17 protein-coding genes and 1 tRNA gene are annotated in these 15,847 nt (G+C 32.6%); all 18 read left to right on the top strand.

Annotated features, from left to right (window positions below):
- The first annotated feature begins 20 nt into the window (after window positions 1-20).
- Window positions 21-1,364 (top strand): aminotransferase class I/II-fold pyridoxal phosphate-dependent enzyme, encoded by a 1,344-nt coding sequence (locus DYE58_RS02530; protein WP_004819125.1) that lies wholly within the window; start codon window positions 21-23, stop codon window positions 1,362-1,364.
- Complete coding sequence (gene tmk, locus DYE58_RS02525; protein ID WP_004819123.1) at window positions 1,361-1,975, top strand: dTMP kinase; 615 nt, start codon at window positions 1,361-1,363, stop codon at window positions 1,973-1,975. Before DYE58_RS02530 ends, tmk begins: the two co-directional genes overlap by 4 nt.
- A complete protein-coding gene (locus tag DYE58_RS02520; protein WP_004819122.1) occupies window positions 1,972-2,298 on the top strand; it encodes a cyclic-di-AMP receptor in 327 nt (108 codons plus the stop codon). The genes tmk and DYE58_RS02520 overlap by 4 nt, the downstream gene beginning before the upstream one ends.
- A 3-nt stretch (window positions 2,299-2,301) precedes the next feature.
- Window positions 2,302-2,586, top strand: a complete 285-nt coding sequence (locus tag DYE58_RS02515; protein ID WP_004819120.1) for a cyclic-di-AMP receptor — start codon at window positions 2,302-2,304, stop codon at window positions 2,584-2,586.
- The gene (locus tag DYE58_RS02510; RefSeq protein ID WP_115311986.1) at window positions 2,586-3,485 is read left to right on the top strand and encodes a DNA polymerase III subunit; all 900 of its coding nucleotides are present in this window, start codon (window positions 2,586-2,588) and stop codon (window positions 3,483-3,485) included. Before DYE58_RS02515 ends, DYE58_RS02510 begins: the two co-directional genes overlap by 1 nt.
- Entirely contained in the window at window positions 3,485-4,378 is an 894-nt protein-coding gene (locus DYE58_RS02505; protein WP_004819117.1) for a PSP1 domain-containing protein, read from the top strand. The genes DYE58_RS02510 and DYE58_RS02505 overlap by 1 nt, the downstream gene beginning before the upstream one ends.
- 24 nt (window positions 4,379-4,402) lie before the next feature.
- Window positions 4,403-6,451 (top strand): hypothetical protein, encoded by a 2,049-nt coding sequence (locus DYE58_RS02500; RefSeq protein ID WP_115311985.1) that lies wholly within the window; start codon window positions 4,403-4,405, stop codon window positions 6,449-6,451.
- Between the two features lie 55 nt (window positions 6,452-6,506).
- Window positions 6,507-6,779 (top strand): hypothetical protein, encoded by a 273-nt coding sequence (locus tag DYE58_RS02495; RefSeq protein WP_004819113.1) that lies wholly within the window; start codon window positions 6,507-6,509, stop codon window positions 6,777-6,779.
- Between the two features lie 27 nt (window positions 6,780-6,806).
- Window positions 6,807-7,289, top strand: a complete 483-nt coding sequence (locus DYE58_RS02490) for a ferritin (RefSeq protein ID WP_004819111.1) — start codon at window positions 6,807-6,809, stop codon at window positions 7,287-7,289.
- Between the two features lie 130 nt (window positions 7,290-7,419).
- Window positions 7,420-7,495 (top strand) — tRNA-Lys (locus DYE58_RS02485).
- 138 nt (window positions 7,496-7,633) lie between these two features.
- Window positions 7,634-8,947, top strand: a complete 1,314-nt coding sequence (locus DYE58_RS02480; RefSeq protein ID WP_004819109.1) for an aspartate kinase — start codon at window positions 7,634-7,636, stop codon at window positions 8,945-8,947.
- 46 nt (window positions 8,948-8,993) lie between these two features.
- Window positions 8,994-9,635: a PepSY domain-containing protein gene (locus tag DYE58_RS02475; protein ID WP_004819107.1), complete on the top strand. Its 642-nt coding sequence runs from the start codon at window positions 8,994-8,996 to the stop codon at window positions 9,633-9,635.
- A 166-nt stretch (window positions 9,636-9,801) separates the two neighbouring features.
- Complete coding sequence (locus tag DYE58_RS02470; RefSeq protein WP_004819105.1) at window positions 9,802-10,797, top strand: methionine ABC transporter ATP-binding protein; 996 nt, start codon at window positions 9,802-9,804, stop codon at window positions 10,795-10,797.
- On the top strand, window positions 10,797-11,456 hold the full coding sequence (locus tag DYE58_RS02465) for a methionine ABC transporter permease (RefSeq protein ID WP_004819103.1): 660 nt from the start codon (window positions 10,797-10,799) through the stop codon (window positions 11,454-11,456). Before DYE58_RS02470 ends, DYE58_RS02465 begins: the two co-directional genes overlap by 1 nt.
- 10 nt (window positions 11,457-11,466) lie before the next feature.
- Complete coding sequence (locus DYE58_RS02460; protein ID WP_040552088.1) at window positions 11,467-12,303, top strand: MetQ/NlpA family ABC transporter substrate-binding protein; 837 nt, start codon at window positions 11,467-11,469, stop codon at window positions 12,301-12,303.
- A gap of 161 nt (window positions 12,304-12,464) precedes the next feature.
- On the top strand, window positions 12,465-13,346 hold the full coding sequence (locus DYE58_RS02455) for a Rossmann-like and DUF2520 domain-containing protein (protein ID WP_004819097.1): 882 nt from the start codon (window positions 12,465-12,467) through the stop codon (window positions 13,344-13,346).
- Window positions 13,347-13,358: 12 nt separating this feature from the next.
- Window positions 13,359-14,189: a 3-methyl-2-oxobutanoate hydroxymethyltransferase gene (gene panB / locus DYE58_RS02450; protein WP_004819095.1), complete on the top strand. Its 831-nt coding sequence runs from the start codon at window positions 13,359-13,361 to the stop codon at window positions 14,187-14,189.
- Window positions 14,190-14,325: 136 nt separating this feature from the next.
- Window positions 14,326-15,813 carry a glycerol kinase GlpK gene (glpK, locus tag DYE58_RS02445; RefSeq protein ID WP_004819091.1) on the top strand — a complete coding sequence of 496 codons (1,488 nt, stop codon included), beginning with the start codon at window positions 14,326-14,328 and terminating at the stop codon, window positions 15,811-15,813.
- Window positions 15,814-15,847: the final 34 nt, after the last annotated feature.

The following is a 15,847-nucleotide window of genomic DNA, read 5'->3' as shown; positions in this document are numbered from 1 at the left end:
AAATTAATTATAATGTAATTATGAAGAGATATATTTTTGAAGCATTAAAAAATTTGAGAGGACAAAGTGCATTTTCAATGCCGGGGCACAAGTCCAAAGATATATATGATTTTGACTTTAGGGATGATATAACAGAGGTTGTTGGTGCAGATAATTTGATGGAGCCCGAAGAGTGCATCCTAAAAAGTGAAGAAGAGATAGCTGAAATTTATGGGGTCAAGAGAAGTTACTTTATAACAGAGGGCTCTACAATGGCTTTAAAGATAGCAATCTCACTTTTAACAAAGCCCAACGATACAATTTTGATACAGAGAAATTCTCATAAGTCAATATACAATAGTGCAGTGCAATTTGATTTAAATTTAGAATTTATAAATTCAAAGTTTGATGAAGAAAGACAACTTTTATTGGGAGTTGACCCAATTGAATTGGATAAAAAATTAAAATCTAATAAAAATATAAAGTTGGTTGTATTAACAAGTCCTAACTATTATGGAATGATTTTGAATTTGAAAGAGCTTTCTGAAATTGTTCACAACAATGGGTGTAAATTGATAGTTGATGAGGCTCACGGGGGGCATTTGATTTTTTCAAGACAGAGAGAATTGTCGGCTGTTAGATATGCAGACGTGATTGTGCATTCCACACACAAGACATTGCCAAGCTTGACCGGCTCAGCAATGCTACATGTAAATTGTGATATAGCGCATAAAAAAGTTTTAAAGATGATGAATTTATTGATGTCATCTTCTCCATCGTATCTTTCTATGTTATCCAGTGAATTTGGAATTGATTATTTAGAAAGAAAAGGCGGATTTGAAAAAATAGAGAAAGAAGTAAAAGAGTTTAAAGAAAATTTAAAGGGAATAGTTGAATTTTTGGAAATAGAAGATAACTCTGTTGCCGATGTAGATATTTTAAAACTTGCTTTTAGAACTAAAGGTCACAGTGGGCTTAACGTTGTTAATGAGTTGGCTTTACGATATAATATAAGATTAGAAATGGGTGATTTATACTATGCTCTGTGTATTTTATCGGTAATTGATGAAACTGAAGACTTTAAGTGCTTAGAAAAAGCTTTAAAAGATATTTCGGTTGGAGTTTATCAAAATATAGATGAGAATTATAGAGAGATATTGCCGAAAGTTGTAATATCACCTAAGGAAGCTTTTGAAAGTGAAACTGAAATGGTGGAATTAGAGGACTCAATAGGAAGAATTTCAAGTGCGATAGTAATGCTCTATCCACCTGGAGTACCTATTATATCTTATGGGGAAGAGTTTACAAGAGAAATTGTGGCTGAACTTCAGAGATATCCTAAACTTTCAGGAGTTGTAGATAATAAGGTAGAGGTAGTTAAATGAGAGGTTTGTTTATAGCTTTCGAAGGACCTGATGGGTGTGGGAAAACTACAATTGCAAATAAAGTTTATGAAAAACTTTCACGAAGGTTTAATTGTTTGAAAACTAGAGAACCTGGTGGAACTGAAATTTCTGAGAAGATTAGAGATTTTATATTAGATAATAACAATGTTGAGATGACATCAAGAACAGAAGCGCTTTTATATGCAGCTTCTAGAGCTCAACATGTTGAACAGTTGATAGAACCGGCATTAAAAATGGGTAAAATAGTTATATGTGAAAGATTTATAGTATCTTCATTAGTATATCAGGGTTATGCGAGAGGTCTTGGGGAAAGACAAGTGCAAGAGATAAACGATTTTGCTGTTGGAGAAGTTTCACCGGATATAACGTTTTTATTTGATGTAAAGCAAAATAATTCTGTTGAGAGAAAGTTAAAAGCTGGAGGAGATAGACTTGAACTGGAAAAGGGAGAGTTTCACTCTAAAGTAAGAGAAGGCTATGAGAGTTTGATTAAAAGTGGCAGATATACTGTAATAGACGCAACACAGTCGGTTGAAGAAGTTTTTCAAAACTGTATGGATGTCATTTTGGAAAGGTTGGATAGAAAATGAAGTTAATAATTTCAATTATTCAAGATGTTGATGCCGAAAAGTTAACTGAAGAAATCACAAAAGCAGGATTTAGAGTTACTAGAATGAGCACTACGGGAGGATTTTTAAAGAGTGGAAATTCAACTCTTTTATCCGGGGTAGAAGATGATAAAGTTGATGAATATTTAACAGTTGTAAAAAATAATGCAAAGACAAGAGAAGTTACAAGAACTATACAGACTATAAACATACCGGGAACTGCAATGTTACCTATGCCTATAAAGGTTACTGTTGGTGGAGCTAATTCATTTGTTTTAAACGTAGAAGATTTTAAGAGGTTTTAGATTATGAAAATGATGATTGCGATAGTGCAAGAGAAGTTTATAGATGAAATCATGGATAGATTTTATGATGAGGGAGTTTATGTAACAAAGATTTCTTCATCGGGAGGATTTTTTAAAAATGGAAACTCAACTCTACTTTTAGGGTGCGAAGAGTCTGAAATTGAAAAAGTTTATTCTATATTCAAAGAAATTACTAAAGAAGAACGTGTTGAAACTGAACAAGGTAAATTTAATGTTTCAGGAGCTACAATTTTTGTAGTAGATGTTGAAGATAATTTGAGAATTTAATGTTAATAGATTTCGTAGGAAATAGAGATGCGAAGCAGGAACTTGAAAAGAATATAGAAACTGGGGATATAAACCACGCCTATTTATTTATTGGGAGTGAGGGAGTTGGTAAATTCACACTGGCTAAAGCTTTTGCCAAGAAAATTTTGGGGGATAGCACCTTAGATTTACACGTTGTAAGGGGAAATTCCATCAAAAAGGAACAAATCGAAGAACTTATAAGTGAGTCTAAGAAGAATCCATTTTCGGGAAAGTATAAAGTGTTTATCATAGATGGTTTTGAAAACGTGAGTGTAAGTGGGCAAAATGCTCTCCTAAAGACATTGGAAGAGCCGGAAGAGTATTTGAAGATAATTTTGATAGCAAAGTCAATTTCAAATATACTTCCAACCATTGCTTCAAGAAGTAGACTTATAAAGTTCAAAGATGTTGATGATGAAGAAATAAGTGATTTCCTAGTTCACAATATAGGACTTGATAGTCAAAATGCAAATTTATTTTCAAGGATATCAGTGGGTTCTGTAAAAAGAGCAATGAAATATGCTACTGACGCGTCTGCTATAGCATTTAGAGATAAAAGTTTTGAATTAATAGATAGACTTATAAATTTAAATACAGACCCTTTCAGAGAAATGGAATTTTTTGAAGAAAATAAAGAAAATTTAGACGAATTTTTTAATATATATAGTATCTTTTTAAGAGATGTAATAATATTTAACGAGAATGTGAGCAGATCTTTTTATATAAATATAGATAAGATAAATTACATTCAAAAACAAAATATATCAACTAAACAAGCCCTTGAAATATATAGACAAATTCAAAGGACAAAACAATATTTAAAGGATAATGCAAATTTTGAGTTGACCATAGGGCAACTCTTCATAGGAGGAATATAGTGTTAGACGTAGTTGGCGTCAGGTTTAAGAAAACTGGTAAAATTTATTACTTTGACCCTAAATCAACTGGTGCAAAAATCGAAGATGACGTAATAGTAGAAACGATAAGAGGGTTAGAATTTGGAAGGGTTGTAATAAAGAAAGAGATTGACGAAGAAGAGATAAAATCAGAGCTAAAATCAGTTTTAAGAATAGCAACAGATGAAGATAAATCTGAACATATAGATAACAGAAATAAAGCAAGGGAAGCTATGATCATATTTGAAGATAGAGCAGAGCACCATAATTTGAAGATGAATCTTATAAATGCTGAATATACTTTTGATAAATCAAAACTACTATTCTATTTTACAGCAGAGGGAAGAGTAGATTTTAGAGAACTTGTCAGAGATTTGGCAACAATATTTAGAACCAGAATAGAGCTTAGACAGATAGGTGTAAGAGATGAAGCTAAGGTAGTTGGAGCTCTTGGATGTTGTGGAAGAGAAACTTGCTGTTCTTCATTCTTGTCAGAATTCAATCCTGTATCTATAAAAATGGCAAAAGACCAAGGACTTTCTCTAAATCCTGTTAAAATTTCAGGTGTATGTGGAAGACTTATGTGTTGCTTAAAGTATGAACAAGATGGATATGAGTGCATAATAAAGAGAATGCCTAAGATTGGAGAAGTTGTCGAAACGGAGCAAGGCAAGGGTACTGTAATATCAAGTTATACAATTCAAGAGTTGGTAAAAGTTATGTTCTCAGACGAAGAAGATTCAGAAATAGAATTTTATGATATAAGTGAAGTTAAGAGAACGGGTAAATTTAATAAAAAGTATCTAGGGATGACTTCTACACTAAAGGATGAAGAGGCAAGACCTGAAGAATTAAAAGAACTTGAGAAGGAGTGATGGGCGGATGAACCGCCTTTTTTTATGAAGATTAAAGCAATATTAATACGGTTGCTTGCAAAAATTCAAAGCTTTTTAAGGAATCAATACGGAAGAATAAAGCCGGCAGAGAGAATTTTAAAAGCTATTTTTGCAGGATTATTGGCTACAAATGTATATTTTTACATAATTGATTTGGGAGTTCCGCTAATTGCAGCGTTTATAGGAAGTTCGGTTGTACTATATATATTAATAAGTATTTGTTTTTTTATTTTAAAAATATTGGCTATATTTATTAAACGAATTAGGACTTCAAATCTTGTGATACTTTGTATTGGAGTTTTTGTGCTCTATAAATTTATAGATGATGTTGCAGATGAAATGGACTGGTCACAGCTTGAAGAAGTTGTAGTGGCACTTGTAAGTACTTTGATTTTTATGATATTTTCAAAGAGCATAAGTGCTTTAAAAAACAAAAAAGTTTTACCTATTATAACAATGATATTAACAGCTGTGGTAGTTGGAGCAACATCGATATTTATAATTTATCCAGGGGTTGAAAATAAACATAATTTTGAAAATGTAGCAGATAGAACTATTGAAGAAAATATAATATATTCAGCAGAATATAAAGATTATCAAGGTGATAGTGTCAATTTGAGGCCGTATGTTAAATATTCGGGAAAAACTAAGTTGGTAAGAGATAAATATTTTTCTAAGACACTTAGTGAAGTTCCCATCAAGGGAAGACTTTGGTATCCTGAGGGAGCTACCAATGTACCGCTTGTAATTTTGGCTCACGGCAATCACAGATTTACAACGCCAAGCTATTTGGGATATGACTATCTTGGAAAGCAATTGGCAAGACAGGGAATAGCCATGGCAAGTGTAGATATGAATATGTTAAATGGATTTTCTAAATTTGGATTAAAAAATGAAAATGATGCAAGGGCATACTTATTGTTGGACAATTTGGAATATTTGATTAAGAGTAGCGAAACCAAAACTGAGTTTGAAAATTTATTCGATAGGAACCAAATTGCATTTATAGGGCACTCAAGAGGCGGAGAAGCAGCGAGTATTGCGGCTGAGTTATTGAATTTAAAATATAACCCTGACAATGGGAAAAAAATAAAATATGACTTTAAATCTAAAGCTGTGGTCGCAATTGCACCCACTGTAGACCAATATAATTTTGCAAATAAAGATTTAAAGTTAAAAGGAATAAACTTTTTGACAATACACGGAACTCATGATTCTGATGTAGACGGTTTTGATGGAATGAAATTATACAACAACACTTCATTGGATGATGGGAGATTTAAATCAGCAATATATCTAGGCAATGCAAATCATGGAAAATTTAACAGTGAGTGGGAAATGGACACTGACCCCCCTAAATCATGGTTTTTAAGCAGAGCTTCTCTTTTAAAATCAGGAGAACAACAAAAGATGGCAAGTTCTCTGATAGGAGAATTTCTAAAAGCAAGTTTTTTCAATACTGGTGATTTGAATTTGGTAAAAAATCCTGAAGAGTATAAAGAAATATCAACGCCTGTGTGGAGTAGGTATCAAAATTCATCTTTTAATGTGATAGCAAATTTTGATGAAGATTATGATTTAACTACATTTTCACATGGAAGGACAAGGTTTGATAAATTGAGTGTTACTGAAGAAAGCACATATATAGGTGATTTTGACACAGAAGATAATTCACTTTTAATTAGTGGAAGTGGGGAGTATATTTTTAGCTTTGTAGATTATGTGCCGGTTAAAAAGTATTTGAGTTTAGACGTTATGACAAATGATAAAGAAGAAAATTATAATGGGACGGATTTAGAAATTGAATTAATAGATGATTTTGGAAATGCAAAAAGCGTTAAGCTTGAAGACTATGCAAAACTACAGCCTAAAATAAAAGTTGAAATTTCTAAGTTCCAACAATTCACTGAAAATTATGATTATAATGGCTCTTTTAAAACGGTTAAAATACCTATGGAAGTTTTTAATATAGACAGGAATAAAATAAAATATATTAAATTAAAGGCTAATGATGTGAATGTATCACTAGATAATTTAGGATATTCGGAATAAATAGTTTATTAAAGTTTAAAAGGGGTAAAAGTATTCTCAGAGAGGTAGATGACTAATGGATAACACTTTGTTAATTAACAAAATAAATATTCAAGAAACAGATGAAAAAAGAAATGTTTTCTTTTTGATTGGAGATATGGATAAAAATATTAAAATTCTATTGGATAATTTTAATTCTGTGGAGTCTAAATATTATGGATTGGGAAAACTTAAATACAATGGAATGAGTTTAAATATTTTGACGAGTGAAATTCCTGAAGTTGTTGAAAAATTAGTTGAACTAAAAGTTAAACTTTATGGAGTATATGAACTTTATGGCTCAAATTAGTAGGAATTAATGTAGGAGGAAGGAAATATGACTAATTTAATAGAAAGCTTAAATGAACAAATGAATTTTGAAATTAGTAGCGCATATATTTACGCAGCTATGTCTTCTTATTGCAAGAGCAAGGGAATGGATGGATTCGCACACTTCATGAACTTCCAAGCAAAAGAAGAATTAGAACACGCTATGGATTTTTATAAATTTATATTCCTTTTAGATTCAGTGCCGGTTTATGAAGCAATTGAAAAACCAGAAGCTGAATACGGAAGTTTTACAAATCTATTTAAAACAGCTTTAGAACATGAAAAAGAAGTTACAAAGAGAATTAGAAATCTTTATGAACAAGCGACTGTAGAAAAAAATTATGAAATTCTTGAATTCTTAGGTGGATATATAAAAGAACAAGTTGAAGAAGAAGCTACTTTCAGAGGAATTGTTGAAAAAATGGAAAGATTGGGAGAATCTTGGACGGGTTTGTATCGTTATGATTCTGAACTAGGACGAAGAGCATAAATTTAAACGCATATAACGCATATAAAAAGAGCCAATGCCCAGGCTCTTTTTTGATGTATAAATAAGTCTGGAAATAATACTTGACTTAATAAAAAAATGAGTGTAAAATATCTTTTGTTATCAAACATGCGCACCTTTAGCTCAGTTGGTAGAGCAACTGACTCTTAATCAGTGGGCCCACGGTTCGAGTCCGTGAAGGTGCACCAGAATTATAACCTTGAAGTTTTGCTTCAAGGTTTTTTTATGTACTTTTTTATAAAAATTAAAACAATATATCAATTAAAGATGAAAATCTGTCTTAAATAGTGTAATATATACAAAAAGTATCAGGAGGAGAAAGACAGATGATTAAAGTTTCAAAGTTTGGTGGTTCATCATTAGCAAGCGGAGATAGATTTTTAAATGTAAGAGAAATTCTAAATAGTGATTTAACAAGAAGATATATAGTCGCTTCAGCACCTGGTAAAGTAAACAGTTTTGACACTAAGGTAACTGATTTATTATATTTAGCTTATGATTTAGAGGTAAATAATATAAATAGTGATGACATACTTAATAAAGTATTGAAAAAATACCAAGATATTATTTCAAAAGTAGGTGTTGAAATAGATTTAGACTCGGAATTTGAAGAATTTACAAAAAATATGGCCAATGAGTCCAAAGATTATATTGCTTCAAGAGGAGAATATTTAAACGCAAAAATATTGGCAAAACTTTTGGGATATGAGTTTGTAGATGCAAAAGAATTGATTTTCTTTGACAAGAAAGGGAATATAGACGATAAAAAAACTTACACAGCAATAAATGAGATGAAAGAAAAATATGAATTTGCTGTAATCCCTGGATTTTATGGAGTGAATATAAGTGGAAAGGTCAAAACCTTCTCAAGAGGTGGAGGAGATTTAACAGGTTCTATAATTGCGAGGGGCGTAGGAGCAGACTTATATGAAAATTGGACTGATGTAAGTGGGTTCTTGGCAGTTGATCCCAAAATAGTTCCAAAGCCAAGAGAAGTTAGAGAACTTACTTATAGAGAGCTTAGAGAGTTGTCTTATGCAGGAGCTTCAGTTTTACATTCAGAGGCGATTTTGCCGGTTCAATCTGCTGGGATTCCAATTCAAATAAAAAATACTTTTATGCCAGAAGATGAAGGAACAATGATAGTTCCTTATGAGCGAAAAAAATCTGATATAGAAATCACAGGAGTTACAGGTAAAAAAGAATTTGCAGTAATTAACATAGAAAAGATAAAGATGAATTCAGATAAGGGATTTCATAGAAAAGTAATGTCTGTGCTTGAAGTAAATGATGTAACTTTAGAGCATATGCCTTCATCAATAGACTCACTATCTCTTATAGTACCAAGCTCTCAGATAATAGGTAAGGCAGATACTATAATCTCTGAGTTGAAAACTTTTTGTAATCCAAATAAAGTAACTATTTCATATGGTATTGCACTTATAACAGTTGTAGGACAAGGAATGCAAGATAGAGTTGGAACTTCAGCAAAAATATTTTCAGCATTAGGTGAAGAGAATATAAATATAAAGATGATTATTCAAGGCGCATCTGAGTTGAATATAATTGTAGGTATACTGGAAAAAGACTACGACAAAGCTATATCTGCAATATACAATGTATTTGCTAAAAATGTTTAGTTTGTACTAAATATGGGGATATAAATAAAAAGAATAGGGGGAGAATATGAATAAGAAAATATTATCTGTAACAGCACTATCTTTGGTATTAGTTGGTTGTCAACAACAAGCTAAAAATGCTGTAGACAGTATGGCAAATAAAGCTGAAGAAGTTAAAAACTCGGCGGTAGAAAAAGCTGGCGATGTTAAAAATACAGTGGAAGACAAGTTAAAGGGAGAAAAGAACGCAGACGCAGTAACTGCAGCAACTCACGAAAATATAAAAGTAAAACCTGAAGAAGCAGTAGCTAAGTTCAAAGAAGTACATGATGATGCAAAAATAGAATCCATTTCATTAGACAATGATGACAACAAGGGGTTTTACTATGAAATACAAGGCTCAAACGGAGCTGAGGAATTTGAAGTTGAAATCGATCCTATAACAGGCGATGTTACAAGAGATGAAAAAGAAAAAGATACTGACAGTGATGGTTTTATAGATGAAACTCTTGTTGCGAAAGTAATGGAGCTAGCTAAAAAGGCTATTGAAGATGCCGGAAGAGATAAATATTACAACACAGCATGGAAACTTTCAGTTGAAGATGGATTGAATGTTGTAGAAGTTGAATTACACGGACATGATGTTCCTGAATTAAATTATTCATACAATGCTCAAACTGGTGAATTGATTGAAAAATCACAAGACTAAAATGTAGGTAGTGTGTCAGAAAACTCTGATGTGCTACTTATTTTTTTGTTTTGATATTCATAAAAGTTATAACTCAAGATAAAAAACATCAAACACTAGATAGCTTGACTCAACTGATAAATAAAATTATACTTTTTACATGCATTAACGCATATCGGAGGAATAAATGATAGAAGTAAAAAATTTAACCAAAGAGTTTAAATTAGACGGCGAAATTTTTAAAGCTGTAGACGATGTTAGCTTTTCGGTTAAAAAAGGTGAAATATATGGAATAATCGGATTATCAGGCGCGGGGAAGAGCACCTTGGTAAGATGTTTAAATAGACTGGAAGAACCCACCGGTGGAGAAATTATAGTTGATGGGAAAAATATATTGGACTTGTCAGAATCTCAACTCTTAGAAGAAAGAAGAGAGATTGGAATGATATTTCAAAATTTCAACTTGTTTATGCAAAAGACAGTTTATCAAAATATAGCATATCCACTAGAAATATCGAAGGTTTCAAAAGAAAAAATAGACGAGAGAGTTAATGAACTGCTCAAGTTTATAGACCTTGAAGAAAAGAAAAATGCATATCCGTCTGAGCTATCAGGTGGTCAAAAGCAAAGAGTTGCAATAGCGAGAAGTATTGCAACAAACCCAAAGATATTGTTATCTGATGAGGGAACTTCAGCACTCGACCCGGCTAATACAAAGACGATATTAGAGTTGTTAAAAAAGGTTGTTAAAACATATCAGATGACCATAGTGATGATAACTCATCAAATGGAAGTGGCGCAAGATATTTGCGATAGGATAGCAGTGATGGATCACGGGAAAATAGTTGAGGAAAATGAAACAAATCAACTTTTCAGAAATCCTAAGACTGCATTGACAAGGTCATTTATTCAACACTTAGATGTTGCAGAAGAAATTGTAGCAAGTGAATTTAAAGGAAAGTTATTAAGACTTGTATACGATGGGGGCAATGTAGCAGAGCCGATACTATCTAAATGTTTGAAAAAATATGAAGTTTACTTCAACATAATCTCAGCAAATGTAAATAAAGTTACAGAGGGTGCAATGGGGTACTTGACTATTGAGATAACCGGAGAAGATGTAGAAGTTGATAAAGCTATAGAGTATCTTAAAAATTCAAAAGTAAGCGTGGAGGTATTGTAATGGAGTTTGTATCAGAAGCTTGGAATATTGTGGCTCCGGCAATACCACAGACATTGATATTGGTTTTTGTATCATCTGCAATAGCTGTGTTGTTGGGGATGCCGCTTGGAATAATTTTAACACTGACAAGACCTGAGGGTTTAAGAGAGAATTCAAAATTGTATTCAGTTTTAGATTCACTGGTAAATTTTTTTAGATCAGTACCATTTATAATTTTGATGTTGATATTGATACCTTTGATGAGACTTGTAGTTGGGAAAGCTTATGGAACGGCAGCAACTATAATTCCACTTGCAGCATCTGCAATCCCATTCTTTGGAAGATTAATGGAGGGATATTTGTCACAAATTGACAGAGGTATACTTGAAGCAGCCAAGTCAATGGGCTCAACAAACAGTCAAATAGTAAAAAAGGTTTTAATTCCAGAAGCTATGCCACAAATTATAAATGGTATAACAATGGTTATTATAAACATAATTGGTTATTCAGCTATGGCAGGGGCTATTGGAGGTGGCGGACTTGGAGAAGTTGCCGTTAGATATGGTTATTCATACAAGAGATATGAAATACTTTGGGTAGCTGTAATACTAATAGTTGCATTAGTACAAATAATACAATTTGTAGGAACTTATTTAGAAAACAAAATTGATAAAAAGTAGGGGGAAGAACATGAAGAAAATATTAGCAGTAGTAGGACTTTCATTAGCACTTGTTGGTTGTGGAAATGGAGCACAAAAAGCAAATCAAGCGGGGAATGCAAAAGAAGCAACAAAGACAGAAGTAGCAGATAACACAATAAAAATTGGCGTTTCACCAACACCGCATGCAGAAATCATAGAAGCGCTTCAACCACAATTTGAAGAAGCCGGCCTAAAAGTTGAAGCAGTAGTATTTGATGACTATATACAACCAAATGAACAATTGGCAGCAGGAGATTTAGACGCAAATTATTTTCAACACGGACCATATCTTGAAGAATTTACTAAACAAAACAATTTAGAACTTACTTCAGTGGGGAATGTACACATTGAACCGATGGGAGTGTACTCAGACAAAGTAAAAACTGTTGAAGAAATTAAAGACGGTGGAGAAATCTTAATTCCAAATGATGCTACAAATGGTGGAAGAGCACTATTACTTTTAGAACAAGTAGGCCTTATCAAATTAAAAGATAGTTCAAACCTACTTTCTACAGAAGCAGATATAGTTGAAAATTCAAAGAACTTAAAATTTGTTGCAATGGAAGCACAAAACATACCTAACACATACAAAGATGCAGAGTTGGCAGTAATAAATGCAAATTATGCACTTGGAGCAGGGTTAGTACCTTCAAAAGATGCACTTTTATTAGAATCAGGAGACTCTCCTTATGCAAACTTAGTTGCAGTTAGAACAGGTGAAGAAGGACAAGAGAAGTTTAAGAAACTTATAGAAGTTTTAAATTCAGATGCAGCTAAAAAGGTGATAGAAGAAAAATTTGAAGGAGCAGTAGTTCCTGCTTTTTAAAAAAATAGTCTGGCGAAAGTCGGACTTTTTTTAATGATTAAAATATTAAAACATTTGAATTAAAATTATTGATCACTTATAATAAATTTTGATAGTATTCGAAGGAAACTATACATTATTGAAGTTTAAAATCGCTATTTTAGTATTATACTCTTGAGGAGGTGATAACTATTTATAAAGTAGGGATTATAGGTGCCGGAAAAGTTGGCACCAGTTTGGGTTTGTATCTATTTAAAAAAGGAAATCTTGAATTATCTGGCTATTACAGCCGAAATGCAGATAGTTCAAAATATAGTGCAGATCTTACCAAAACTTTGGCATATGAATCATTAAAAAAGATGGTGGATGAGAATCAAATTCTTATAATAACTGTCCCTGATGATGAAATAAGTAGAGTTTGGAAGCAACTTTTAAAATTAAATATTGAAGACAAAGTAGTTTGTCATTGTAGTGGTAGCTTGTCTTCTAAAATTTTCTTCGATAGTACTATTAAAAAAGTTAATTGTTGTTCTTTTCATCCTATGTTGGCAATATCCAATAAAGAAGAATCGTACAAGGCTTTGAGTAGTGCTTTTTTTACTTTGGAGGGGGATTTAAAAGCTGTAAGCATAATTCAAGATGAGTTGAAATTAAATGGGAATCCAACTAAATTAATTTATGAAGATGATAAGAGAAAATATCATTTGGCTACAGTATTTATAAGTAATTTGGTCTTGGCTTTATCAAATATTTCAGTTGAACTACTTACACAATATGACTTTACAGAAAAAGAAGCGTTAATGGCACTGTCTGTATTAGGAGAATCTAATATAAATGCATTTTTTCAAAAAGGGATTTTGAAAACTTTGACTGGGCCTGTGGAAAGAAATGATTTAAGAACTGTAAAAGGACATATAGATTCTATTAAAGATGGAAATTTTGAATTAGAAAAAGAAATCTACATTAACTTAAGTAAATATTTGGTAGAAATTGCAAAAGAAAAAAATCCTAATAGGGATTATTCTGGATTGAAAAAATTATTAGAAAGTGAGGGGACTGATTAATTTCAGACTATTATGAAAAATACTGTTTTAACTTTTAGAAGAGCTAAAGAAGAAGGTGTTAAACTTTCTATGTTGACAGCCTATGACTATACTACAGCTAAATTAGTGGATGAAGCCGGCATAAATGCTATTTTGGTTGGGGATAGTTTGGGGATGACTATGTTGGGATACGAAGATACTTTGAGTGTAACACTTGAAGACATGATTCATCATTCAAAAGCAGTTTCAAGAGGTGCTAAAAATACTTTGATTGTATGTGATTTACCTTTTATGACATATAACACAGGAGTGAGAGATGCTGTAATAAATGCTGGGAGACTTATGAGTGAAGGGAGAGCTAATGCAGTTAAACTTGAAGGTGGAGCAGAGGTAGCAGAAGAGATAAGAGCTATAGTAAATGCGGGAATACCTGTTTGTGCACACATTGGTTTAACTCCTCAAGCAATAAATGCTCTTGGTGGATTTAGGGTACAAGGAAAAGATATAGAAGGGGCAAAAAAACTAGTGGAAGATGCAAAAGCAGTAGAAGCTGCAGGAGCATTTGCCGTGGTATTAGAATGCGTACCAGGCAGATTGGCAGAAGAGATAACTAAAATGTTAAAGATACCTACTATTGGAATAGGCGCTGGGAACAAATGTGATGGACAAGTTTTAGTTTATCAGGACATGTTGGGAATGTATACAGAATTTAAAGCTAAATTTGTAAAACACTTTGCAAATATTGGAGAAGATATGATAAAAGCTTTTAGAGAATATGATAAAGAAATCAAAGAAGGTATTTTCCCTGACAAAGAACATACTTTTGCAATAGATGAATCGATTGTAGAACAAATTGAATATTAGTTATATAATAAAGAATGATCACCTAAAATAATTTTGGGTGATTTTTTTATTATTAATTTTAAAAAGATACTAAAGAAATGCAAGTGTAAACAAAAAATACACAAGAATATGCTAAAATTTAATGAGGAGGGTGTTTATGAAAAAGTATATAATGGCATTTGATTCCGGAACGACGAGTTGTAGAACGTTGATATTTGACAGTGAATTCAACATAGTATCCTCAGCTAAAAAGGAACTTAAGCAAATATTTCCAAAACCCGGTTGGGTTGAAGAAGACCCAAATGAAATATTTTCAACTCAACTTGGAACAGCTGTTGAAGCTATGGCTAAGATAAACATAAATGCAAAGGATATAGTCTCAATAGGCATAACAAATCAACGTGAGACGACAATTGTGTGGGACAAGACAACAGGAGAAGTTTTGTATAATGCAATTGTTTGGCAGTGTAGAAGAACTTCAAAGTACTGCGACTATTTAAAAGCAAATGGACATAGAGATGAGATATATCAAAAAACCGGGCTTGAAATTGATGCATACTTTTCGGCGACAAAGATAAAATGGATTTTAGATAATGTAGAAGGTGCAAAAGAGAGAGCCAAAAATGGCGAATTGCTGTTTGGAACAGTGGAAACTTTTTTAATCTGGAAACTCACAAAGGGAGTACATGTGACAGATTATTCAAATGCTTCAAGAACAATGCTATATAACATAAACACTTTAGAATGGGACGAGGAACTTTTAAATTTAATGGATATACCAAGATGTATGTTGCCTGAAGTTAAAAACACTGCCGAAGTATACGGAAAGACATCAAGAGAATTTTTTGGAGAAGAAATAAAAATATCATCTGCTGTTGGAGACCAACAGGCAGCTCTATTTGGACAAGGTTGTTTTAAAGAAGCTGAGGCAAAGAATACTTATGGAACTGGAGCTTTTCTTTTGATAAATACGGGAGATAAGAGAGTTGAATCTAAAAATGGGTTGGTTTCAACCATTGCATGGGGAATAGATGAAAAAATAACTTATGCACTAGAAGGCTCAATTTTTATAGCGGGTTCATCTATACAATGGCTTAGAGATGATTTAAAACTTATCGACTCAGCAGAAGACTCAGAATATTTGGCAAACAAAGTAGATGATACAGAAGGTTGCTATGTAGTGCCGGCATTTACTGGACTTGGAGCTCCGTATTGGAATCAGTATGCAAGAGGAATAATATGTGGTTTGACACGAAGTGTGAAGAAAGCTCATTTAGTAAGGGCGACTTTGGAGTCTATGGCATATTTATCAAATGATGTTTTAAAGGCTATGGAAGAAGATTTGGGAGAGCTAAAAACTTTGAAAGTAGATGGCGGAGCAAGCTCAAATGATTTTTTAATGCAGTTCCAAGCGGATATTATAAATAGAGAAGTAATAAGACCTGAAAACATAGAGTCAACAGTTAGAGGAGCGGCATTTTTGGCGGCACTTGGCGTTGGGATGTTTAAATCGATAGATGAAATTTTAAAAAAATTTAATGGAGACAAAAAGTTTGAGCCGAATATGACAAATGAAACCAGAGAAAACAAGCTCAAACTTTGGCATAAAGCAGTTTCAAGAGCTTTTGATTGGGCAGAAGATTAAACTTTAATTTGTAGTTTTTATGGGTATATTTAAT

The organism is Peptoniphilus indolicus, assembly GCF_900454665.1.
Lineage (GTDB): Bacteria > Bacillota > Clostridia > Tissierellales > Peptoniphilaceae > Peptoniphilus > Peptoniphilus indolicus.
The sequence above is the reverse complement of the archived record's forward strand: the minus strand, read 5'-3'. Positions and strand labels throughout refer to the sequence as shown.